The following is a 23135-nucleotide window of genomic DNA, read 5'->3' as shown; positions in this document are numbered from 1 at the left end:
GCGACGTTCCGGGTCGGCTTCGTGGCGGGTGCCGACCGTGGCGTCGTCCTCGACACCCGTTTGAAACGGAACTGATACACCGACGCCGGAGGAAAGAACCGGCTACGAAGGCCCCCGAGCCGAATTCTTTTGCCACCCCCGCGCACAGACTGGGGTATGTCGGATGCTCGCTATCCACTCACGCGCTATCTCGGTATCGATTCGGCCGGGTCGCCGACGATGACCATCGACGGGTCGCTCGTCTTCCTCGCCGATACGACGGGGACGCCGCAGGTCTGGTCGCTCGACGAACCGGGGGCGTTCCCGTCCCGCCTGACCGCTCACGACGAACGGGTGTCGTTCGTTTCGGCGTCGCCGACCCGTTCGGAAGTCGTCTTCGGCATGGACACGGGAAGCGACGAACACGACCAACTGTACCGCTACGACCTCGACAGCGGGACGGAGACGGCGCTGACAGCGACCCCCGAGGCCATCCACCTGTGGGGTGCGTGGAGTCCCGACGGCGACCGAATCGCCTTCACCGCGAACCGCCGCGAAGGATCGACGTTCGACGTGTACGTGCAGGGGAGGGACGACGCCGAGGCGACGCTCGTCCACGAAGGGCCAGGCGGTTTCCTGAGCGTCGAAGCGTGGGGCGAACCGGGTATCGTCTGCTCGAAAGCCAACGCCAGTTTCGACCAGAACCTGTTCCTGCTCGACCCCGAGTCGGGCGACTATCGGAAACTCACCGACGACACCGATGCTCGGTATCACGACGTGACGTTCGGTCCCGACGACGACCTCTACTGCGTGACGAACCACGGCGCGGACACCGCGTACGTCGCCCGTCTCGACCTCGATGACGGCGCGCCGACGGTCGTCGAGGAGGCCGGGGACTGGAACGTCTCCCACCTCTTGCTTCACGGCGGAACGGGCCGGGTGGTGTGGGTGCGAAACGTCGACGGCTACTCCGAGGTTCACGCCGGACGACTCACGGCCGGGGACGACATCGAACCCCTTTCGACGCCCGATCTCCCCGATGGCGTCGTCTTCGCCGCGGGGTTCGGTCCCGACGGCGACTGTGCCATCTCGATGAGTCGGAGCGACGACCCGAAGAACGTCTTCGTCCTCAACCCGGACACCGGGAGCGCCGAGCGATGGACGAACTTCGGCACGCTCGGTATCCCCCGCGAGACGTTCCTCGACCCCGAAATCGTGCGGTACGAATCGTTCGACGGGCGGGAAATCCCGGCGTACTGGACGCTTCCGCCGAACGCGGAACCGGGCGAAACCCCCGTCATCGTGGACATCCACGGCGGGCCGGAACACCAGCGTCAGCCGTGGTTCTACCCGACGAAACAGTATTTCCTCCAACATGGATACGCCGTTCTCGAACCCAACGTTCGCGGCTCGTCGGGCTACGGTACGGCGTACACGCATCTGGACGACACGGACAAGCGAATGGATTCGGTCGCGGACATCGAGGCGGCGGTCGGATGGCTCCACGAACGGGACGCAGTGGACGCCGACCGAATCGTTGCCTACGGGCGCTCCTACGGCGGTTTCATGGTCCTTGCGGCCATCACGGAGTATCCCGACCTGTGGGCGGCCGCCGTGGATTTCGTCGGCATCGCCGACTTCGAGACGTTCCTCGAAAACACGGGCGAGTGGCGGCGGAGTCACCGCGAGCAGGAGTACGGGTCGCTCGAAAACCGCGACCTGCTTCGGAGCATCAGTCCGATTCACGAGGCGGAGCGAATCTCCTGCCCGCTGTTCATCCAACACGGCGCGAACGACCCGCGCGTCCCGGTCGGCGAAGCGAAGCAGATAGCCGAGAGAGTCCGCGAGCGCGGCGTCCCCGTCGAAACCTGCATCTTCGAGGACGAGGGCCATCACACCACGTCGCGCGAGAACCTCATCGATGAGTTCGAGCGTATCGCCGCCTTCCTCGACGAACACGTGTAGGACGCTCGTCGCCGTGAATCGCCCGAGTAGGCGGTGCCTACCGAGTACAATCGCTCCCATCGACGAAAATACAGGATCCGATTCGCTTCAACCACCGTTCGCCCTCGTTTCTTTTTCGACCACCGGAATTCGTTTTTCGCTCGTCGGTCGAACACGCCGCCGTCGTGCCTTTCTTGCCACGTCGAACGAGACAGAATGTCTACACAATAGTCAGTACCCCTCGCGTCGAACCCCGATGCGGAGTGGATTGGGGTGGGACATATCAGTACGACAGTGACTGTCGCGTATCTTCGAGAGGTAAACGAATGACGGCGTTGTGGAACGAGCGGTCCCGTGCGGTGTTCGTCGCCGCCGGGTTGGGGTTCGGCGGGTACGCCTTCGCGGTTGTCGTGGTGCTCTTCACGGCGCTCGTGCTTTCGGTCGGCGGAATCAACCTCCTCTCCCGTCCGACCCTGTTGGTCGCCGTTTCGATAGTGATGGGTCAAGGCGTCTCCTTCGGCCTGTTCGCGCTGGCGTACCTCCGCTACACCGGACGCGGCCGTTCGTACGTCGGGGTTCGCTTCCCGACGCTTTCGGACCTCGGGTGGACCGTCGGCGGGTTCGTCGTCTTCTACGGCGGTCTCATCGTCGTGTCGCTCGTGCTCACGACGTTCGGGATACAGTCGGCGCAAAACGAACTCGCCAGCATCGGCGAGCAGGACCCGCGGGTGTTTCTCCTGTTGATTCCGCTCTCGTTCCTGCTCATCGGTCCGGGCGAGGAACTGCTGTATCGCGGCGTCGTGCAGGAACGACTCCGCGAATCGTTCGGGCGCTGGCCCGCCATCGCGTTGGCGAGCCTCATCTTCGCGTTCGTCCACTTCTTCTCGCTCCAGGGGGCGGGGAAAATCGTCTACCTCGCCATCCTGTTCGTCCTTTCGCCCGTCCTCGGGGCGGCTTACGAGTACACCGGCAACCTCGTTGTCTCGGCGCTAATTCACGGCGCGTTCAACGCGCTCCAGTTCGCGCTGGCGTACCTGATGGTGACGGGGCAGTTGCCGTCGTAAGTCGTTACTCCTGTCCTTGCCAGCGAACGATGAGGTACTCGGTGTAGCCGCCGTACGCGATTTCGAGCGACCCGATCCACCAGTTCCACCGCTCGGGAAGCGACATATCGTCCGGCGCGTCGTCCAAGTGGCCGACGATGGCCCCCGCGGTGAGGTCCATCCCCGAGTGCTTTCGGTACCGCCCGGAATCTGATAGGTCCCGGGCTTCCCGAACGACGACTCTCCGCGCACCCTCGGGTGCGTCGAACCGTTCGCGCAATCGTCGGTCGAGTTCGGTCGGGTTCATTTTAATAGCGCCCTCCGCGTTTTTCCACCCATGCCGACAGTCTTCGCGGTGGACGAATACGAAGCACAGGAGTACGACGCGGTGCTCGTCCAAGAGAACGCAGTCGTCTGTCTTAACGCTGACCCGGGACTCGTCCGCGTCATCCCCTTCCAGAAGGTGAACCACGTCGATGCCGACCCCGAGTTGCACCTCTCCAGTTCCGAAGTTCCGGACTCGTTCTTCGGCGGCGCGGAGTACGCGTTCGTGGACGTATCGAAGTTCGACCGAATCGAGCGCCATCTGGAGGATATCGAGAGAGAGCAGTACTGACCGGTTACAGTTTTGTCCATCTCGTATCGGTGTTGCCCATCGGCAAGTGCCAGCGCTGTTCTGCGACCAACGGGTCGCGCCGCCGGAGTTCGATCCGCGCGTCGAACAGCGGCGACAACCGGGCGACCTCGCGCGAGTCGTCCGGGACGGGGAGATGGACGTGTCCGATACCCTTGACGCCGCGGATGAGCGCCATCACCGTGCGGAGAAATCGCGTCACTGCGGCGCGGTCGTTCGTTTCGAGCAGTCGTTCCAGCGAATCGATGCTGACCCGGAGTTCGGCGGGCGAAAGCCCCGACGCGCTGTGGTCGAAATGGCCGACCGCTCGAAGGAGTTCCGCGCGGATGTATTCGAGTTCGGTTCGGTCCTCGTCACGTTCGGCCGAGGCGTCCGTCCCGACGTCGGTCGGGGTGATGACGCGGACGTTGGGGTCCTCTCGTTTCACCCCCGGCGGGAGTCCGTCGTTGATGTCGCCGGTCGTCGTCCGGGTCGCAACGAGGACGTGTTTCCGGTCGCAACACGGGTCGCCCGAAAGCCGACGTATCGCCTGTAGCGTGACGCTCCGCGCCACCGCACCGGTTATCAGCAGGACACAGCCCTGCTGTTTCAGTTCCCGCAACGTGGCCCCGAAATCGCGTTTCCCATCGTCCCGGTATTGGTTCCGCACGAATGACATTCTTCGCTGACCGTTCATACTTCGTGACTATAACACTTGTTGTTTATATTTTATTTTTGTTAGTATAGTGTCGATGAATCCTTCCAGTTCACGTCGGGGACGTATCGTTTCCATCGTCGTGGCGACTTTCACTTTCGTCCGCGCCTTCTTCGACCGTTTCCGGTTCCGGTTTCGCGTCCGTTTCGTCCGGCGTCTCCGTCGTCGGTTCCGTCCCGTCCTCCGCCGGTTCGCTTGTCACCCTTTCGTCCGTCTCTTGCGTCGAGTCCTCGCTTCCCGTCGCGCTCGTCACTTCTCTCGCCTGTATCGGGTTCCCCTGCATCAGGTCGGGGAGGACGACGCGGTTGAACTGGACGAGTAGCACGAGCAACAGCGGCCCGAGAAAGAGTCCGTACCATCCGAACAGGAGGGGGCCGAAGATGTACGCGAACAGCATCAGCCCGACGTGCAGTTCGCGTCCCGTGATGTACGGGCGGATGATGACCTCGGCCACGAGGTCGATGACGACGACGAACAGCGCGACGAACGCCACGGGAAACCAGAGGGTCCGCGGCCCGATGTCGAACGATCGAACGACGAGGTACGCCGCGATGGGAACGTAGACCAGTTTCGTCCCGACGACGGGAACGAGGCTGGCGACGCCGGTCAACAACCCCAGCAGGGTCGGCAGCGGGATCGAAAGCCCGGACGGCGCGAAGACGTTGGCGAGGTTGTACACCACCGCGGCGGCGAGTCCGACGACGAATGCGTTGAGGATGTTGCCGAAATACACCGTCTGCAGGCTCCGGTCAACCGCCTCGACGTAGGTGTACGCCGTGCTCCGTTCGCCGCCGATATCGCTGACGAACCAGCGAACCAGTTTGTCGTCGTCCCGAAGCAGGTAGAAGGCGAACGCGAGCGCGACGAACAACTGCAGAAGTCCGGTCCCGAACGCCGCCACCACGTTCGCGACGGTTGTGAGCAGTTCCGGACCGCCGAAGCGCATGAACTCCCCCTGACTCTGTTGGGCCAGTTCGAGGATTCGTTGCGGATGGACCGTCAGCGACGACAGGTCGAAATACGGCCGGAGTACGCCTTCGTACCCCTGTAACGACTCACCGGCGATTTCGGCGACCTCGACCGCGCTCACGGCGACCGCGTATGAGACGAGGAGCACGACGGGGAGCGCGACCGTCACCAGCGCCGCGGCCGCCGTCAGCCCCGGATGGCCGAGTCGGTGCTCCAAGCGGTCGTATATCGGCCGCGTCGCGTAGTACATGAACAGGCCGAGCACGAACGTCCCTTCGAACGAGTAGAATACGAACAGGACGACGACGCCGAGAACGAGGCCGACCACCCACCACGCGAGGCGCGACCGCCCTTGCAGTAGCGTTAGATTTTCATCCATCGTATCGTTGGGTCCCCACCCATTACCGTCCGTACGCGGGCCGACGCTATATCGGTCGGGGTCCCCGAAAGACCACCCCGACTTTTATCCGGGCAGGTTGTACTGCCACCGATGTACGAACGGATTCTGGTTCCGGTCGACGGGGGAAGCGAATCGCGGGAGGCGGTGAGCCACGCGCTCGACATCGCCGACAAATACGACGCGACGATGTACGTCCTTCACGTCGTCAGCGAACAGTTGGTCGGCGACGCGGAGGAACTCGAAGCGGCGGGCGAGCAGGTCACCGACGAAATCGTCGAGCGGGCGACCGAACACGGCGTCGATGTCGTCGCCGACGTCACCGACGGTCGTCCGTCCGACCGCATTCTCGGCTACGCCGACGAACGGAACGTCGACCTCACCGTGATGGGGACGCACGGTCGAACCGGCGTCGGAAGGGTGCTTCTCGGGAGCGTCGCCGAGCGCGTCGCTCGCCACTCGGACGTTCCCGTCCTGCTGGTTCGGTCCGCCGGTGTGCGAACGGTCGAGTCCGCCGAGCAGGCGACCGCCGTCGCTGGCGACGCCCTCGCGGTCGAGGGGTACGACGACGTGTCCGTCACGGAGCAACCCTACCGGGCGGCCAACACCTGGATAGTTCGGGCGTCGGCGGATGGTGAGACGTTCAACGTCCACGTGGACCCGGTGACGGGCGAGACGAGCGTGGCGCGGATCCGTCAACGGGACTGAGCCGTCTCTTTCACTCAGTTCGTTCCCGTCCGGGCGTCGCCGGGTGCCGCCGTTTGTGGTGGGTTTCGACGTGGCCGTTGACGATTTCCCAGACCGTTTCTATCGGGATGTCGAGTTCCTCGGCGACCGTCTCGGCGCGATACCGGCGGTCCACCACGTAGTGTAGTACCGCGTCGATGCGGTCGTAGGACGCACCGAGTTCGTCCTCGTCGGTCTGCTCGGCCCACAGCCCCGCAGTCGAGGGTTTTTCGACGATACGGCAGGGAAGCCCGACGTGACGTGCGAGCGCCCGAACCTCCGTCTTGTAGAGGTTCGCCAGCGGTAGCAAGTCACAGCCGCCGTCGCCGTGTTTCGTGAAGTAGCCGAGCAGTCGCTCCGACCGGTTGCCGGTTCCGAGGACGAGTTTGGACCGCGTGTTCGCCGCGTAGTAGAGACAGGTCATGCGCAGTCGCGCGGTGGCGTTGCCGAGCGCGCGAATCCGCTCGTCGCGGTCCTCGTCGCCGACGAGGAGGTCCTCGAAACAGCGAACGAGCGGTTGGAGGTGGATTTCCCGGTAGTCGATGCCGAGCGCCTCGGCCACGGTCAGCGCGTCGTGACTCCCCGCCTCGGCGGTCAGGTTGCAGGGAAGCAACAGCCCGAACACGCGGTCGGGTCCGAGCGCGTCCACCGCGAGGGACGCCGCTAGCGTGGAATCGACGCCGCCGCTCATCCCGACGACGACGCCGTTCGCGTCCGACCGCTCGACGTACTCCTCGATGAACAGGGTGAGTTGCCGGTACGTCGCCGCCACGTTCTCCTCGTCGGTCAGCAGTTCGGTCGGTGGGAGGGTCGATGTCGTCACGTTTTCACCTCGTGGCGGCACGGACACCCCCACGTCCGTCCACGCCGAACCGATACGATAGAGGAATATTGGTTTTCAGGGCAGATTTTGGAAACGTTTGTGGTCGTATTCACGGCTAATCGAAACATTGTGGCACTATAAAACGCTTCTCGTGTGCAAATTCATACTTTTCAGATTGTGTTTTAGGTGTTTAATGACGGCCCCATCCACGACTCTGAATCACTGTGCACGTCGAGGCGCACTCTCTCAAATAATGACAAAATTATTATATTTTGGTTTATTGACGAACGTCCGGTTATTCACTTTTCAAACACCCACTTCTGGACGCTTTATGACCTTATACAGAATATATATGATTGTAAACTGACCGCACGTCAACAACCATCGATATAATCGGACATTCGTAAACGCTTAGGTTTATATTCTTTTGAATCACGATTCTATATCGTGACTTGGATTACAAATGCGGTGGAAATGGGTGAAAAGGTAAACAATTCGGTTGTGTTGGTCCGTTCGGGACTGACCGAGGAGCGTGGTCGCTGATGGTCGATTTGAACGCCATCGCGTCGGGCGTCAACAGCGTGTGGGTGCTCACCGTCTCGTTCCTCATCTTCTTCATGCAACCGGGTTTCGCCATGCTGGAGGCCGGACAGGTTCGTGCGAAAAACGTCGCCAACGTGCTGATGAAGAACATGATGGACTGGTGTCTCGGCGTCCTCATCTACTTCCTCGTCGGCTCCGGAATCGCATTCATCGCCGGTGGACTCACCTCGTCCGGGGGCTTCTCGTTGGCGTCGGCGTTCGCCTACGTCAACAATCCCGACGATTGGGTCAACTGGTTGTTCGGTGCCGTCTTCGCCATGACCGCCGCCACCATCGTCAGCGGCGCGGTCGCGGAACGGCTGAAGTTCAAGGCGTACCTGTTCTACTCCATCGCGCTGACGGCGGTCATCTACCCCGTCGTTCAGGGCTTCGCGTGGGGCGGCGGCCTGCTCTCCGCGGGCGGCTACCTCGGGCAGGCGGTCGGCTCCGCCTTCGGCGTCGCGGGTGGCGTCGGGTACATGGACTTCGCGGGCGCGACCGTGGTTCACATGCTCGGCGGCATCGCCGGACTCGTGGGCGCGTACATGGTCGGCCCCCGTCGCGGTCGCTTCGACAAGGACGGCAACAGCGTACCGATTCCGGGCCACTCGCTCACGCTCGTGATGCTCGGCACGTTCATCCTCGCCTTCGGCTGGTACGGCTTCAACGTCGGGACGCAGGCGAGTGTTCTCTCCGTAGAGAACGGTGCCTTCCAGTTCGCGGGTGCCACGCTCGGCCGCGTCGCGCTCAACACCACCCTCGGAATGGGTGCGGGCGCGGTCGCCGCCGCGCTGACGACGACGTACCTCGAAGGCAAGCCCGACCCGCTGTTCACGGCCAACGGCTTGCTCGCTGGCCTCGTCGCCGTTACCGGCGCGGTTCCGCACGTCACGTGGTTCGGCGGCATCGCGCTCGGCCTCATCGCGGGCGTGCAGGTCCCGCTCGTCTACCGCTGGGTCGTCGATACGCTCAAAGTCGATGACGTGTGCGGCGTCTTCTGTGTCCACGGGAGCGCGGGTGCCATCGGGACGTGGCTCATTCCCGTCTTCGCCGTCTCGGGCTTCTCGCTCGCCCAGTTCACCATGCAGACCCTCGGTATCGCGGTCATCACCGTCTGGACGCTGGTCACGACCTACCTCATCTTCAAGCTCGCCGACGTGACCGTCGGCCTGCGCGTCGACGAGAAGGAAGAACACACCGGACTCGACAGCTCCGAACACGGCATCGTCGCCTACCCCGAATTCGTCGAATCGTTCGACGAAACCGGCGGCGGTTCCCCGACTGGGACCGCGGACGGCCCCGCACTGGCGGACGGAGGTGAGAACAAATGAGCGCCGACTCCGGAATCGAGATGGTCGTGGCCATCATTCGCCCCGCTCGACTGGAGAACGTCAAGCGAGCGCTGGTCGAAGCCGGTGCGCCGAGTCTGACCGTCACGAACGTCTCTGGGCGGGGTAGCCAACCCGCGACGAAGAGCCAATGGCGCGGCGAGGAGTACGTCGTGGACCTCCACCAGAAGGTCAAAATCGAGTGCGTCGTCGCCGACACCCCCGCCGAGGACGTCGTGGAAGCCATCCGCGAGGCCGCCTGTACCGGCGAACCCGGCGACGGGAAGATATTCGTTCTCCCCGTCAGCGACGCCTGTCAGGTCCGAACCGGGAAACGCGGCCCGGACGCGGTGTAGCCCGACCTTCGTTCCGAGGAACTGTTTTTCGACCGTGCAACCGTGCCCGCTCTCCGCCGTTCGTCGTCCGTCTCGTTTTTCGGTCCGTCGTCCGACACCGACGAGGTTGCCGAGGGGGTGAACTTTTACCCCGTCTGCTCCGTCTGTCCAACCATGTCGAACGCTTTCGCGGAACGAACTCGCCGGAGTCAACAGCGATTGGAGACGGCCGATGCGGACGCACTCGTCCTCTTTCCCAGCACGAACCTGTTCTACGTCTCCGGGTTCGATGAACACCCCGCCGAACGACACCTCTTCCTGTTCGTCCCGAAGGACGGCGACCCCGCCTTCGTCGTCCCCGATATGTACGGCGAGCAGATAGCCGAGGAGTCGTGGGTCTCCGACGTGCGGACGTGGAGCGACGGCGACGACCCGCTCTCCCTCGTGAAAGACGTCGCCGACGACTTCGACCTCCACGGCGGCCGTATCCTCGTGGACGACACGATGTGGGCGCTGTTCACCCAGGACCTCCGCCGCGCGCTCCCCGACGCGACCTTCGGACTGGCGAGCGAGGTGCTCGAACCGCTCCGCATGCGCAAGGACGACGCCGAAATCGAGGCGCTGCGGACGGCTGGCGCGGTCGCGGACCGCGCCAGTGTCGAAATCCGGGAACTCGGCGAGGACGCCGTCGGCATGACCGAAACCGAACTCGCGGCCGAAATCGAGTCTAGACTCGCCGACGCGGGCGGCGACGACCCCGCCTTCGGCACCATCGTCGGGTCCGGCCCGAACGGTGCGAAACCCCACCACGGTCACGGCGACCGGAAAATAGAGTACGGCGACCCCGTGGTCCTCGACTTCGGCGCGTTCGTCGGCGGCTACCCCGGCGACCAGACCCGAACCGTCGTGTTCGCCGGTGACCCGCCGGAGGAGTACGAACGGGTTCATCGGGCCGTCCTCGAAGCAGAACAGGCGGGCGTCGAAGCCGCGAAGCCAGGCGTCACCGCCGAGTCGGTGGACCGCGCGGCCCGCGAGGTCATCGAGTCTTACGGCTACGGCGAGGAGTTCATCCACCGGACGGGCCACGGCGTCGGCTTGGACGTCCACGAAGGGCCGTACATCGTCGAGGGCAACGAGTTGGAACTCGAACCCGGCATGGTGTTCAGCGTCGAACCCGGAATCTACCACCCCGGCGAGTTCGGCGTCCGAATCGAGGATTTGGTCGTCGTCACGGAGGACGGTTGTGAGCGCCTGAACGACTCGCCGCGGACGTGGCAGGCGCTCTGAGGAATCGAGTTTCGCCGCGGTTGTTCACTCGTTTTCGCGGTAGTGCTTTGCGTACATCATGGCGAACACTCCGAAGAGCAGAATGAGGTTCGCCACCGTCCCGGTGAACTCGTCCATCGGAACGAGTTGGTACAGCGCGCGACTGATACCGCCGAGCACGAGTAGGAACCCGGCGACGACCGATAGAGTACTGTCTGCTCCGTGGAAGTACAGTTCCCAAACGCCTTTAAGAACGAACAAGGTTGGGAATGCCCACCAGACTACGGACCCGAACGGTGGATAGAACATCATCGCTGAGACGAGGATGGCGATTCCGACGATAAGTATCGCTAACCGGCCGAGAGGATGGTCGGCGAGTCGGTCCGCATACTTCACCGTGTTCATAATTTCTCACCGTCCTGTTATCTATCGTTACGTTTCCCCAGTTAAAAATGTATGTCCGCTAATCGGTCGCCGGACGCGGACTTGACTCGGCCGCCTCTCGGCTTCTTCCTCGAACGCACCCGCGCCGCGCTCAGAGCGGTTGCTGTGGGTTCACTATCGGCCCGTCGGGGCCGAGTCCGACCGTCGCCTCGACGCCGAACACGTCGGCGAGGAGTTCTTCAGTGACGACTTCGTCCGGCGGTCCCCAGTCGTACGGTTCGCCGTCCCGTAGCGCGACGAGGTTGTCGGCGTAGCGCGCGGCTTGCGAGATGTCGTGGAGGACGATGCCGATGGTCAAATCCTCGTCGCGGGCGAGGGTTTGGACGACTTCGAGGACGCGCAACTGGTGGCGCAAATCGAGATACGTCGTCGGTTCGTCGAGCAGGAGGACGTCGGTTTCCTGTGCCAGCACCATGGCGATCCACGCCAACTGTCGTTGTCCACCACTGAGGCTGTTCATCGCCTCGTCCCGGAGGTGGGTGACCCCGGCGCGTTCGAGGGCTGTTTCGACCGCTTCGTGGTCTTTCATCGTCTTCGACTCGAAGAACCCCCGGTGCGGATAGCGTCCGTGGTACGCGAGTTCCTCGACGGTCAACCCGCTGGGGGCTTCGTTCTGCTGTGAGAGGAGACCGAGTTTCCGCGCCAACGCCTTCGTTCCCAACGACTGGATGTCCTCGCCGTCGAGTTGGACCGCGCCGCTCTCGGGTTCGAGTTCCCGCGAGAGCGCCTTGAGCAGCGTGCTCTTCCCGCTCCCGTTCGGTCCGACGAGCGCGGTAATTTCGCCCTCCGGGAGGACGATGGAGTCACACTCGACGATGATTCCCGAGTTCGGGTAGCCGATTTCGAGTTCCTCGCCGAACAGCTCGCTGGCTTCGGGGTTCGGTTCGTCGTTCGCTTTTTCTTTCATTCCAGCGTCCGTTTGCTCGTTCATCGTGATTTTTCCTCCAGCAGGTGCGTTCGAAGCAGTTCGCGGCCCCGCTCGGCGCGCGCCGCCCGCTCCTCTTCGTCCAGTTCGAGCGACCGGTACTCCCGCTTGAGCCGCTCTTTCAGGTCGGCCAACTCCGCGTCGGTCGCGTCCTCGGGTGCGCTCTCCGCCACGAGCGAGTCCATGCTCTCTTCCCACTTCGGGCCGCTGTAGCGGCCGGGTTGGACCGTCCAGTCGTAGTAGTGGTCCGCGATTCCATCCCACAGTTCCTCGTCCTCGCGGCGAACGTCGCGGATGAGTGACAGCGCGGTTCGCGCCCCGTCGCCCGCGTTGACGATGGCTTGATGTTCCGACTCGTCACCCAGACAGCCAGTCATGTACAGCCCTTCGACCGGCGTTCGTCCGTCCCGGTCCACGTCGGTCAGTTCGTCCTCGAAGTCGGACAGATAGTTGTCGTCGTACAGCGAGGCGGCGATAACCCGGGTCGCTTCCACCGGTTCCTCCTCGCCTTGCGCGTCGATTCGGAACCCGTCGTCGGTTCGCTCGACGTCGAGGACCATCGAGTCGCGCACCGTGCACCCCTCCAACGTCGCCTGCTCGCGGCCCAGTTCGAGGAAGGTGTCGGGAGAAATTCCGCCGGGGAAGCCGAGGAAATTCTCCAGATGCACGCACTGACGAATCGCCGAGACGCCGCCGTCGAGGACGACCGTATCGAGACCGTACCGGGCGACGAACACGGCCGCCGAGAGGCCGGACGCGCCGCCGCCGACGATGGCTACGTCCCGCGGCATCAGAGTTCACCCACCTTATGGCGCTTCCGCATGAGATAGAGGAAGTACGGCCCGCCGAGCAGTCCGGTGACGATTCCGACCGGTACCTGTATCGGGTTGAGCGCGAGTCGGGCGCCCACGTCCGCGACGACGACCAGCGCCGGTCCGGCGAACAGGCTCCCGACGATGAGCTTTCGATAGTCGCTCCCGACGACGTTCCGGACGACGTGCGGGACGATGAGGCCGACGAAGCCGACGATTCCGGCGACGGAAATCGCGGCGCTGGCGGCGAGAATCGCCAGCGTCGAGAGCGCGAACCGGACGCGTTCGACGGACATCCCCAGCGAGCGGGCGGTTCGTTCGCCGAGCAGGAGGACGTTCAGTTGGCGGGAGGCCAGCAGCGAAAGGGGAAGTATCACCAGCGTCGGAACGAGGATGATTCGAACCTGCTCCCACCCGGTGCCGGTGAGCGACCCCGTGGTCCACGAGAGGGCCGTCTGCACCACGCCGATGTCCTGCGCGAAGAAGAAGAGGCCGCGCTGGAGCGAGGAGCAGATGGTGCCGACGATGACCCCGGCGAGAACGAGGCGGACGGGACTCGTCCCGCCCTTCCACGCGATGGCGTAGACGACGATGAACGCCGCGATACCGCCGAGAGCGGCGAAGACGGGAAGGAAGACCGACAGGCCGCTGAAGACGACGAGGGTGAGGAGCACCGCCAATCCGGCCCCGTGGCTGACGCCGAGGATGTAGGGACTCGCCAGTTCGTTGCGCGTGACGGCCTGAAATATCGCGCCCGAGACGGCGAGGTTCGCGCCGACGAAGATGCCGACGAACACGCGCGGCAGGCGGAGGCTCCAGATGACCGTCGTGGTGTTGTCGAGCGTCACGTTCTTCGGTATCTCGGAGCCGAGCAGAAGGGCCCCGAGCACGTCCGGGTTCGTGATGACCTTCGGGTCGAATACGGCGTTCCACGCCTGCGTGAGCGTCGTCGAGTACGCTCCGAAGCTGACCTGCACGAGCGCCGAAATCACGACGACAGTGATACAAGCGAGGACGAGCGCCGCCAGCGACCCGTCGAACCGCTCTTCAACCGTCGTTTCACTGTTCTCCATCATCCGTGTCCCCTCGTTCTCGATTTTCCATTGATGTCACTGTCCGGCGAGCGTTACCGGGTTCGCCGTCTCCGTTCTATTTTTAGGTTAACCTAAAACAAGATAAGGACTTTGATTCTCGACACGGTTGCCGAGTCGTGGTGATATGGGACGACGCGGGCAGTTGATGCCTACCGTCCCCGCGTCGCACTGACTTCCTACTTCGTCGGGCGGTTCGTGTTCCGGTTCACGTTTCGGTTCGTATCTCGTCCATCTATCGGTCGGGTCCGCGCTTCGAACCCGCCGCTTCGAGCCGCGGGAGCGGCGGCGAACCCGACGGAAATTCGCGTATCCGACCGGGTATCGTCTCGGTTCGCTCGCTCCCGCGCCATTCTTTAGGCTAACCTAAACATACGTAAACCTTCCCCTTTTTCGGCCTACCTAAAACACCGTCGGTCGCCCCCCGATAAATTTTCGATCCGAGCGCGGAACCTGACGGTTCAGTTTCAAGTACGGGCCTGGCGTACTCCGATTCGAGAATGGGGAAACGATACGATGGGGGAACAAGACGACATCGGACAGCGACCAGCACTGCGTTCTCTGTCCGGCAGACGACTCGGAACGGTGGGGAGACGGCGGTTCATCACGACGCTCGCGGGTGCCGGATTGGGTTCGATGGCCGCCCTGCTCACGCCGGACGACGTTCGCGCGGCCGGACGGGACGAAGTACCGCTCGTGTACGGCCACGGCCGCGATTTCGAACCGCTCACGACGACGGTTCCGGCGGACTGGTTCGCCGACCTCCGCGCCGCGTTCGACGCACACGACCGCCTTGACCTGCTATCTCGGTCCGGCGTCGTCGGTAGCGCCGTCGTCCCCGGGGAGTTCGGCGGCCGAAACGCCGCCCTCGCGGTGGACGTGACCGACGACGAAGCGACCGGTTCCGTGCCCGAGCGCGTCGGCGACGTCGCCGTCGAAGTGAACCGCGTCGAATCGACCGCGAACGAACAGCGCATCGAATCCGGCGACGCATCGTTCGACGGCAACCACATTCCGGGGAGCGTCGAATGCGGAAGCAAGGATGCGGCCGCGACGCTCTCCCCGGCGATGTACGACGGCGAGACGCCGTTTTTCACCACGTCGAATCACCTCTACGGCGACGACGGCGAGCAGCATCGCGGCGAACCGTTCTACGTCAAGCGCCGCAACGGCTGGCGAAAAGTCGGCGAGGTGCGACGTGGTTACGCGTTGGACGATTTCGTCCGCATCGACCCCGTGAACGGTGCGGTTCCGGCGAGCGCCATCGACGGCAGTTCGCCGTCCGTCGTCATGGGACAGTTCACGCGCGCCGGCCTCGCGCGGGTCAAAGCACACGGGTCGAAACTGAAAAAGAGAGCAGTCGTCTCGGGCTTCACGTCCGGCGCGATTCAGTCCATCGACGGAATGACTTGCGCGTACGGCACCGTCTGCAAACGCGGCCAACTGAAATGGGGGTCCCAATCCTCGTTCACCGACGGCGATAGCGGGAGCGTCAGTTACCATCCCGACCTCGAACGCCCGGAAGACGGCCTCCTCGTCGCCGGGATGAACAACGCCCGCACGTGGTGGCCCGGCGAAGATTACATCTGGGGGACCGCCGCCTACCGACTCACGGCCAACCACGGGTTCACGTTCTCGCCGCCGACCGCTGGCGCTCCGTGAACTCCAGTTCGACGACGGTCCGGCCGCCGAGTTCGTCGGAAATCCGCGCCGCAATTTCCTTCGCCAATCCGGGATACCGTTTTCCGGACGGGCGTGTCACGAGCACCGTCACGTGCTGTCTGTCGTCCACGAGTCCCATATCGTCGAACTCGACGTTCACCTTCACGAGGTCCAGCGATTTGTACTGCTCTCCCTCCAAGAGCTTCTGTACCTCCCTGTTCGCCGTGTTCTCGGTGTGGACCTGCTGGGCCATCAGCGCCCCCGCCCCGGCGAACGAGACGAGCAGGACGACGACCGCGACGACCGTCGGTGCGGCTTTCCGAAGGGTCGTCCCGTCTTTCGGTCGATAGCCGAGTCCCCAGAGAACGCCGCTTCCGGCGGCGTTGATGGAGACGACGTTCACCACGAGCAGGACGAACGCGCCGAACGCGAGCACCGGCGGTCCCCACGCCAAGCCGACGCCGACCGCGGCGGCCGCGGGGATGAGCGCCGCCGCGATCATGACGCCGACGAGCGACACCGGCAGGGCGGTTGCGAGTCCCAACGCCCCCGCCGCACCGGCACAGAGGCCGACCGCGAGCGAGAGAAACCCGGGTGAAGTGCGTTGACTTATCTGGTTCACCGTCGCCACGTTGAGCGCGGGCGGAATGAACTGGGCCGATTTGAGCGCCCAGCCGAAAATCGTCGCGCTGACGACGGCGACCGCGAGTCCGAGCACTTGCGACCACAACCCGTCGCGTATCATGTCGCGGTCGTTCAACACGAGTCCGACGCTCGTCGTCATCGCCGACCCCACTTGCGGGGCGATGACCATCGACCCCACGACGAGTGCGGGCGAATCGAGCAACAACCCGGCGGTTGCGACGATAGCGGACAGCACGGTCATGGCGTAGTACGTCACCGGACTCGGGTTCATCCCGAGCGCCTTCGTCCGGATTTCCTCCGTGGCGATGCTGTCGTCCTCGTCGCCTCCCTTGACGAACCTATCTTCCAACTCCGCGATGTTCGGCGTCCGGGCCGTCTCCAGACTCCCGACGACGGTGTAGCCGTCCTCGTCCAACCCCGCGTCTCGAAGGGCCGTGAGAACGGCGTCCACTGCTTGCGTCGGAACCGGAAACTGAACGACCGCCGCCTCGTTCCCGTCGCTGTCCTCACGGGTGAGCACGTAATCGATGTGCTCGTCGTCGAGCACGGCAAGAACCTCGCTCCGGCAGTCGTCCGGAACGAGCACCTGAATGAGACGCATGCCCGGACCAACCGACCAGGGGATGAAAACCCCACCGGCCGAAGCGGGTCGCTCACTGGTCGAAAAAGGTCTTCAGCAGTTTCGCCTGTGCGTGTCGGAGGTGCTGGTGGAACGTCGGTGCCGACACGTCGAGCAACTCGGCGACCTCCTCGCCCGTGCTGTCCCGCGGCCACTCGAAGAACCCGGCGAGATAGGCGGTTTCCAGCGCCGTCCGCTGCCGGTCGGTCAGCGACTCCGAGAGCTGCATGCGGAACTCCGTCGCCGTCTTCTCGGGTTTCTCCCGTTCGCGTTGGGCGACGACGCGAGCGCCCGGCGCGATGTTCTTCACCGCCTCGACCACCCCTCTGACGCTCGCGTCCATCGGGAGTTCGACCGTTCCACGGGTGCGGTTTTCGTCGGCTTCGACGTATCCGACCGCCGCCCCCCGGTCAACGAGCGCCTTGACGAACGACGGTCCCTCGTAGGTCACCTCGAAGACGCACTCGTCGTTGCGTTCGCGGATGAGTCGCGTGTTCGATATCCCTTCCGCTTGCGCGGTTCGTTCGAGGACGGCGCCCGACGACACGCCGGACGCGGTGATGAAACAGTGAATCTCTCCCGTCGGTGCCATCGTCGTCCCCAAGAGCGTGAACGTACAGTCGAGCTCCTGTGGAACGCGGATGAAGTAATGCTCGGCGCTCTCTATCTCCATCTCCACTTCGACCACGCAGTCGGACACCAGCGCCTTCCTGCTCTCTATGGCGGCAATCGCCATCCCCATCGTTTCCCCGAGTTCGACGAGCACTTCCCGCTCCCGGTCGTCGAACGCCCTACTCCTGTCCGCGTGAACCGTGAGAACTCCGTAACAGGTTTCGTCGTATCGAATCGGAATGGCGGCCATCGACTGTGTGTTCCCGACGGGCGATTCGTCCTGCCACGATTCGAACGCCGGGTCGGTCATCACGTCCTCGACAACCTCCGCTTGCCCCGATGTCTGCGCTTTTGCGACCGGACATTCTTGTCTGTCATCCGATGGTTCGAGCGATTCTAGATACGCGGCGTTGCCCGCGTTCGCTACCGCACGGATGGCTTCGACGCTCACCTCGCACTCGCCGACCCACGCGAATTCGTATAGCCCCGCCGACGCCAACCGATTTACGACCGTCTCCTCTATCTCCTCCCGGCTCGTCGCTTGCACCAACGCGCGGTCCACGTCACGGATGACCTCGTTGATTCGGTTCAGTTCCACCAGCTCGGCGCGTTGCGCCGAGAGCGTCTCCTCGCGCTCCGCCCGGTCGAGCGCCGACCGGACGTTCGTCGCCAATATCTCCGCGAAATCCCGGACGTACTCGTCCAACTTCGCCATCGAACGCGACCCCAGCAGGAAGACGCCGTGCTCGGCCAAGGGTATCACCATCTCCTGTTCGCCCGTCAACTCCCGGCCGTCCGCTCCGTACACCTCTGTTCTGTCCTCGAATACTGCAACTTCACCCGACTCGAACGCTCTCCACGCGGGTCCGTTCCCGTCCTCGGAGCGCGGAATCTCGTCCGGTATCTCCTCGGTCGCCTCCGTCACGGCGACCGGCCGGAGGACGTCCCGCTCGTCGTTCACGAGATAGATTCCCGACAGCGACAGTCCCAACTCTTCTCCCGCGGCTTCGACCGCTATTTCACAGATATCGGTCTTCGTCTCGGCCGTCATGAGTTCCCGCGTCGCCGACCGCAAGGATTCGAGCGTCCGCTCGCGCGCCTTCCGTTCCGAAACGTCCTTGAAGATGCCGTGGATGACTTCCCGGCCACCGAGTTGGGTGCGATTCGCGCTGATTTCGACGGGAATTTGCTCGCCGTCCGAACGAACGACCGAGAGGTGCTCCGAGCTTCTGGATATCCCTCCCCCGTTCGCGTGCTTGTCGAAGATTTTCCGATACCGTTCGTGGTGCTCCGTGGGGTGTACCTCCCACTGATACATCCCGCAAATCTCGTTTCGAGGTCGGTCGAGGAGCTCCTCCGCCGCCGCGTTCGCGTCCACGATTTCCCCCGTTTCGGTGTCGGCGACGAGGATGGCTTCCGGACTCGCGGCGACCAGCTTTCGATAGCGTTCGCGCGACGCTTCCAGTTCCGTCTCCACCGTCCGCCGCTCCGAAATGTCGCGGATGGTTCCGGTTATCAACTCGTCACCGTTGCAGGCTTCACTCCGAAACGACAGCGTTACCGGAATCTCGTGGCCGTCTCGGTGCCGCGCTATCGTCTCCACGGACTCCCAATCGAGTCGTCGTTCACCCGTTTCCACGTACCGCTGCAGCGATTCCTCGTGCACCGGCGCCAGTCGGTCCGGGATGACCCGCGTCAACGACGTTCCGATCATTTCGTCCGGGTCGTAGCCGAGCACCCGCTCGAATCCCTCGTTGACGTAGCGAATTTCGCCCGATTCGTCTATCGTCACGACGGCATCCGCGAGTCCTTCGAGAACCGCCTCCGCCCGTGATAGCATCCGTTCGTTCCGATAGCATGTGACGGCACGTTCTATCTTCTGTGAGAGGATGGTCCGACTGTCGGGACCAACACAGTCGGTCACATCCATCGAAAACGCTGCTTCGACCGTCCGTTCGTCGTCGGTCACGATGAAAAACGGAAGGCTCGCGTCGCGTTCGCGTACCGCCGCCAGCACGGCGAGCGCGTCGCATTCGGGTGGTCCGTGTTCACAGACGATGCAGTCCGCCGTTTCGAGCCGGGCGAGCGCATCTTCGGCACTCGTCCTCTCCTCTGCAATCCCCTGGCGCTCACCGTTGCCATCGACGCCAATGTGGAGGATCTGTGGCGTCTCCGGATATCCTTCATGGAGGGGCATGATAACATAAAGTCACCGCGGCCTTCTCTATGTTTCGGTGGAACGCGAACGATTAATAGCCGTCCGTGTCAGCCGACAGGTATGAGGCTGGAGGATTACTGGGGCGTCGGGCCGAAGACGAGCGAACTACTCGAAGCCGAACTGGGAGTCGAACGTGCGATTCGGGCCATCGAATCGAGCGACGTTCGCGCGCTGACGAACGCGGGGCTGTCCCGCGGCCGAGCGACGCGAATCCTTCGACAGGCCAACGGCGGCGACGGGATGGCCGTGCTCGCCACCCGCGACGCCCGCTCGGTGTACAAATCCCTGCTCGATATCGCGAGCGACTACGCCGTCACGCCCGACGCTGGCGACCGAATTCGAGTGCTGACTCCGGTTCGCTCCCGCGAGGAGGCGACCGACCGGCTCGACTCGGTCATGGCCGCCGTCGAATCGTGGGACGCACTGGATGAGGACACGCGCGAGACCGTTCTCGACGCCTTCGACGCGTACGACGGCAGCGAACGAACCGCGGTCGAGACCGCCATTTCCCTCCAACGAACCGGCGTGACCGACGGCGCGTTCGCCACAGTCGCCGACATCGACGCCGACGACCTCGCCGTCGCGGTCGGCGCGCTCGGGAAACTCGACGACGGCTCGGTTGCCGAGGGAGCGGACGAGGAACTCGACCGACTTCGGTCGGCGTTGCGCGCGGCCGAACGCCTCGAAAGCGGTGCGCTGGACGTGATCGAATCCGTCCAGTCCGGCGACGTACGGACGCCCGACGAGTTCCGCGAGAGCTACGTCGAGTACGTCGCCCGCGAAACGGACATCGAACCGCAGCGAATCCGCGACGCGACGGTCGGCGAGGCCACCGACGCGACGGATTTCGTCGGCGGGTCGCTCCGCGAACTCGTCGCGGAGACCGAGAGCGCTGCCGAGGAACGCGAAGCGAGAGTGGTCGAAGACCTCGAAACCGACATCGAAACCGCCCGCGACGCCATCGACGCCGCCGTCTCCGCCGTGAGCGACCTCGCGGTTTCGCTGTCGCTCGCCCGATTTGCCGACGCGTTCGACCTCACGCGTCCCGAGTTCGTCGATTCCGGCTTCGCGGTCGACGACGCGCGAAACCTCTTTCTCGCCACCGGGAACGGAGATGTCCAACCCATCACCTACGGCATCGGTGACCATCGAATCGCGGGACCGCCGAAAGGCGACCGGGTGACGGTGCTGACCGGCGCGAACAGCGGGGGGAAGACGACCCTGCTCGAAACCCTGTGTCAGGTCGGCCTGCTAGCACAGATGGGACTCCCCGTTCCCGCTTCGCGCGCGCAGGTGTCGATTTCGGACGCCATCGTCTTTCACCGCCGCCACGCGAGTTTCAACGCTGGCGTGCTCGAATCCACGCTCCGGAGCATCGTTCCGCCGCTCACGAACGACGGACGCACCCTCATGCTGGTGGACGAGTTCGAGGCCATCACGGAACCCGGAAGCGCGGCGAATCTCCTCCACGGGTTGGTGAGTCTGACCGTCGATAGGGGCGCGCTCGGCGTCTTCGTCACCCACCTCGCGGACGACCTGAACCCGCTCCCCGGACAGGCGCGCAAGGACGGTATCTTCGCCGAAGGGCTGAACGACGAGTTGGACCTGCTCGTCGATTATCAGCCGCGGTTCCAGACGGTCGGCAAGTCCACGCCGGAGTTCATCGTCTCGCGTCTCATCGCCTCCTCGGACGACCGGGCGGAACGCGCCGGGTACGACGTTCTGGGGCGCGCCGTCGGCGAGGCGCTGATTCAGGAGACGCTGGATTCGTGGGCGGACGCGGAGTAACTCACCCCTTCGGTCGTTCGATCGATACCTCCATGCGGACGTTTGGTCCCGGTTTCGCGTATAAACCTTCGCACGTCGAAAATCGTGAGCGTCCCGCTCGTTTCGCGTTCAGTTCCGCTCCAGGTTCCGTTCGCCCCGTCCGAGACGGTCCTCCACGTCCTCGACCGTCTCGTTTTCCACGAGTCGTTCCAGTTTTCGCTCGAACTGCTCGTCCGTGAGTTCGCCGCGCGCGTACCTGTCTTTCAGCGTTTCGAGAGCGTCGCGGTTGTTCTCTCCCGCGCCGTGGCGTTCCGTCGGTTCGGCCTTCGTCTCCCGACCGTCCTCCCACGATTCTTCTTCCTCTTCCTCCTCGTCGCCGAACAGCATCTCGACGATGGGAATGACGACGACGTAGCCGACCAACATCGCCGGAAGCCACCAACTCTGGTCGGTGAAGAGGGCGAGGAGCCAGAACCCCGTGACGAGAATCGACGTAATTTCCGTCGCGTTCTCGCGGAAACGCTCGCTCGGAGTGTCGCTCATATCGGTTCGTATCGTCGCCGGAACATAAAACGTCCTTTGTGTTCGTTCGAGTACCTTTTCGGCGAGACCACACGACCTTTGTTCCCGTTCTCACAACGATGGTGCATGGAACGTGACGACGACCCAACCGTTACGCGACTCACTCCCGACGAGGCATTTGGGCTGCTCGGCGACGAGACCCGGTTCGCAATCCTGCGGGCGTTGAACGGGGCCGACGAGTCGTTGTCCTTCTCCGAACTTCGAACCCGCGTCGGTGCGGACGACCCCGGCGGGTTCAACTACCACCTCGGGAAGCTCACGGGACAGTTCGTGCGGAAGACCGAGGCGGGCTACGACGTCTCACCGCCGGGGGAACGGGTCGTCGGGGCCATCCTCTCCGGCGGGTACACCGCGGAATTCAGCGCCGATTCCGTTCCGGTCGATGGGAACTGCCTCCACTGCGGGGGTCGATTGGAAGCGATCTTCCGGGACCACGGAATCACCATCGACTGCTCGGACTGTGAGTGGATGTTCACTAACCCCGAAATTCCCGCGGGACTCATGGACGGAATGGACGCGGCGGCGGCACCGAACGTCGTCGCTCGGTGGCTCCGAACCGTGGACGAGGCCGCCGAAGTCGGTATGTGTACGAACTGCCACGGGCGGCTGGATTCGACGCTGTATCTCTCCGACGACGATGACGCTCCCGATTGGCTCGAAGGCAGCGGATTGGTCGGAATGGAGTTCTGCGAATGCACTCGCTGCGGTCACGTGTACAACAGGTCGGTTCAGTTGGCCGTTCTCTCGCACCCGCTGGTCGCCGCGTTCCACTACGAACACGGCATCGACCTCCGCGAAACGCCGAGGTGGGAGCTTCCGTGGTTGGAGGCGGACAACGCGACCGTCGAGTCCACCGACCCGCTTCGTATCGCGGTTCCCATGACCCTCGACGGGGAAACGCGTACGTTCGTTTTCGACCGAGGGTTGGACGTCGTGGACCGATACGACGCGGAATAAACGACAACACAGGAAATGACAATCCGGGAGTAGAACCGCGCTTCTGTAATCTCGTGCACAGAAATCTCATTCTACGAACAT

Annotated in this window: 21 protein-coding genes; 10 read left to right on the top strand and 11 right to left on the bottom strand. The window is 63.7% G+C overall.

Features of this window, described 5'->3' with window-relative positions; genetic code table 11:
• Positions 1–156 precede the first annotated feature (156 nt).
• Both B208_RS0119645 and B208_RS0119640 read left to right on the top strand, forming a co-directional pair.
• Positions 157–1944, top strand: a complete 1788-nt coding sequence (locus B208_RS0119645; RefSeq protein ID WP_007980591.1) for a S9 family peptidase — start codon at positions 157–159, stop codon at positions 1942–1944.
• Positions 1945–2249: 305 nt separating this feature from the next.
• Positions 2250–2987, top strand: coding sequence for a CPBP family intramembrane glutamic endopeptidase (locus B208_RS0119640; protein WP_007980592.1), 738 nt, complete (start codon positions 2250–2252; stop codon positions 2985–2987).
• 4 nt (positions 2988–2991) lie between these two features.
• On the opposite strand, the gene B208_RS0119635 is transcribed toward B208_RS0119640, so the two are convergent.
• Positions 2992–3273: a hypothetical protein gene (locus tag B208_RS0119635; protein WP_007980594.1), complete on the bottom strand. Its 282-nt coding sequence runs from the start codon at positions 3271–3273 to the stop codon at positions 2992–2994.
• A 30-nt stretch (positions 3274–3303) separates the two neighbouring features.
• Between B208_RS0119635 and B208_RS0119630 the strand changes: the two genes are divergently transcribed.
• Positions 3304–3582, top strand: a complete 279-nt coding sequence (locus tag B208_RS0119630) for a hypothetical protein (RefSeq protein WP_007980596.1) — start codon at positions 3304–3306, stop codon at positions 3580–3582.
• 4 nt (positions 3583–3586) lie between these two features.
• On the opposite strand, the gene B208_RS0119625 is transcribed toward B208_RS0119630, so the two are convergent.
• Positions 3587–4258, bottom strand: coding sequence for a DUF7504 family protein (locus B208_RS0119625; protein ID WP_007980598.1), 672 nt, complete (start codon positions 4256–4258; stop codon positions 3587–3589).
• Positions 4259–4346: 88 nt separating this feature from the next.
• On the bottom strand, positions 4347–5642 hold the full coding sequence (locus tag B208_RS0119620; RefSeq protein WP_007980600.1) for an AI-2E family transporter: 1296 nt from the start codon (positions 5640–5642) through the stop codon (positions 4347–4349).
• Positions 5643–5753: 111 nt separating this feature from the next.
• Here B208_RS0119620 and B208_RS0119615 point away from each other — a divergent pair, with 111 nt between their 5' ends.
• Positions 5754–6368 carry a universal stress protein gene (locus B208_RS0119615; RefSeq protein WP_007980601.1) on the top strand — a complete coding sequence of 205 codons (615 nt, stop codon included), beginning with the start codon at positions 5754–5756 and terminating at the stop codon, positions 6366–6368.
• 10 nt (positions 6369–6378) lie between these two features.
• Here the strand turns inward: B208_RS0119615 and B208_RS0119610 are convergent, their stop codons facing one another.
• Positions 6379–7209 carry an NAD+ synthase gene (locus B208_RS0119610; RefSeq protein WP_026177966.1) on the bottom strand — a complete coding sequence of 277 codons (831 nt, stop codon included), beginning with the start codon at positions 7207–7209 and terminating at the stop codon, positions 6379–6381.
• 542 nt (positions 7210–7751) lie between these two features.
• On the opposite strand from B208_RS0119610, the gene B208_RS0119605 reads away from it, so the two are divergent.
• The 3 genes from B208_RS0119605 to B208_RS0119595 all read left to right on the top strand — a co-directional run bounded on the left by B208_RS0119605 (position 7752) and on the right by B208_RS0119595 (position 10741).
• Positions 7752–9122: an ammonium transporter gene (locus B208_RS0119605; RefSeq protein WP_007980603.1), complete on the top strand. Its 1371-nt coding sequence runs from the start codon at positions 7752–7754 to the stop codon at positions 9120–9122.
• The gene (locus B208_RS23100; protein WP_007980604.1) at positions 9119–9475 is read left to right on the top strand and encodes a P-II family nitrogen regulator; all 357 of its coding nucleotides are present in this window, start codon (positions 9119–9121) and stop codon (positions 9473–9475) included. The genes B208_RS0119605 and B208_RS23100 overlap by 4 nt, the downstream gene beginning before the upstream one ends.
• Positions 9476–9628: 153 nt before the next feature.
• Positions 9629–10741 carry a M24 family metallopeptidase gene (locus B208_RS0119595; RefSeq protein ID WP_026177965.1) on the top strand — a complete coding sequence of 371 codons (1113 nt, stop codon included), beginning with the start codon at positions 9629–9631 and terminating at the stop codon, positions 10739–10741.
• Between the two features lie 24 nt (positions 10742–10765).
• Here B208_RS0119595 and B208_RS0119590 read toward each other — a convergent pair whose 3' ends face one another.
• The 4 genes from B208_RS0119590 to B208_RS0119575 form a co-directional block, all read right to left on the bottom strand.
• Positions 10766–11125, bottom strand: a complete 360-nt coding sequence (locus B208_RS0119590) for a hypothetical protein (RefSeq protein WP_007980606.1) — start codon at positions 11123–11125, stop codon at positions 10766–10768.
• Positions 11126–11255: 130 nt separating this feature from the next.
• Complete coding sequence (locus B208_RS0119585) at positions 11256–12095, bottom strand: ABC transporter ATP-binding protein (protein WP_007980607.1); 840 nt, start codon at positions 12093–12095, stop codon at positions 11256–11258.
• Positions 12092–12880 carry an NAD(P)/FAD-dependent oxidoreductase gene (locus tag B208_RS0119580; RefSeq protein WP_007980608.1) on the bottom strand — a complete coding sequence of 263 codons (789 nt, stop codon included), beginning with the start codon at positions 12878–12880 and terminating at the stop codon, positions 12092–12094. The genes B208_RS0119585 and B208_RS0119580 overlap by 4 nt, the downstream gene beginning before the upstream one ends.
• Positions 12880–13977, bottom strand: a complete 1098-nt coding sequence (locus B208_RS0119575) for a FecCD family ABC transporter permease (protein WP_007980609.1) — start codon at positions 13975–13977, stop codon at positions 12880–12882. Before B208_RS0119575 ends, B208_RS0119580 begins: the two co-directional genes overlap by 1 nt.
• A 531-nt stretch (positions 13978–14508) precedes the next feature.
• On the opposite strand from B208_RS0119575, the gene B208_RS0119565 reads away from it, so the two are divergent.
• Positions 14509–15654, top strand: a complete 1146-nt coding sequence (locus tag B208_RS0119565; protein ID WP_007980618.1) for a hypothetical protein — start codon at positions 14509–14511, stop codon at positions 15652–15654.
• Here B208_RS0119565 and B208_RS0119560 read toward each other — a convergent pair.
• The gene (locus tag B208_RS0119560; RefSeq protein WP_007980620.1) at positions 15620–16900 is read right to left on the bottom strand and encodes a TIGR00341 family protein; all 1281 of its coding nucleotides are present in this window, start codon (positions 16898–16900) and stop codon (positions 15620–15622) included. The two genes, B208_RS0119565 and B208_RS0119560, sit on opposite strands and share 35 nt — an antisense overlap.
• A 52-nt stretch (positions 16901–16952) precedes the next feature.
• The gene (locus tag B208_RS0119555) at positions 16953–19727 is read right to left on the bottom strand and encodes a PAS domain S-box protein (protein ID WP_007980621.1); all 2775 of its coding nucleotides are present in this window, start codon (positions 19725–19727) and stop codon (positions 16953–16955) included.
• 81 nt (positions 19728–19808) lie between these two features.
• On the opposite strand from B208_RS0119555, the gene B208_RS0119550 reads away from it, so the two are divergent.
• On the top strand, positions 19809–21536 hold the full coding sequence (locus B208_RS0119550; RefSeq protein ID WP_007980623.1) for a MutS-related protein: 1728 nt from the start codon (positions 19809–19811) through the stop codon (positions 21534–21536).
• Positions 21537–21644: 108 nt separating this feature from the next.
• Here the strand turns inward: B208_RS0119550 and B208_RS0119545 are convergent, their stop codons facing one another.
• Positions 21645–22058 (bottom strand): SHOCT domain-containing protein, encoded by a 414-nt coding sequence (locus B208_RS0119545; RefSeq protein ID WP_007980625.1) that lies wholly within the window; start codon positions 22056–22058, stop codon positions 21645–21647.
• A gap of 105 nt (positions 22059–22163) precedes the next feature.
• Between B208_RS0119545 and B208_RS0119540 the strand changes: the two genes are divergently transcribed.
• Positions 22164–23054, top strand: coding sequence for a winged helix-turn-helix domain-containing protein (locus B208_RS0119540; protein WP_007980627.1), 891 nt, complete (start codon positions 22164–22166; stop codon positions 23052–23054).
• Positions 23055–23135: the final 81 nt, after the last annotated feature.

This window comes from Haladaptatus paucihalophilus DX253 (genome assembly GCF_000376445.1).
GTDB lineage: Archaea > Halobacteriota > Halobacteria > Halobacteriales > Haladaptataceae > Haladaptatus > Haladaptatus paucihalophilus.
Note: the sequence above shows the minus strand (reverse complement) of the source record. Positions and strands in the feature narration are given on the sequence as shown.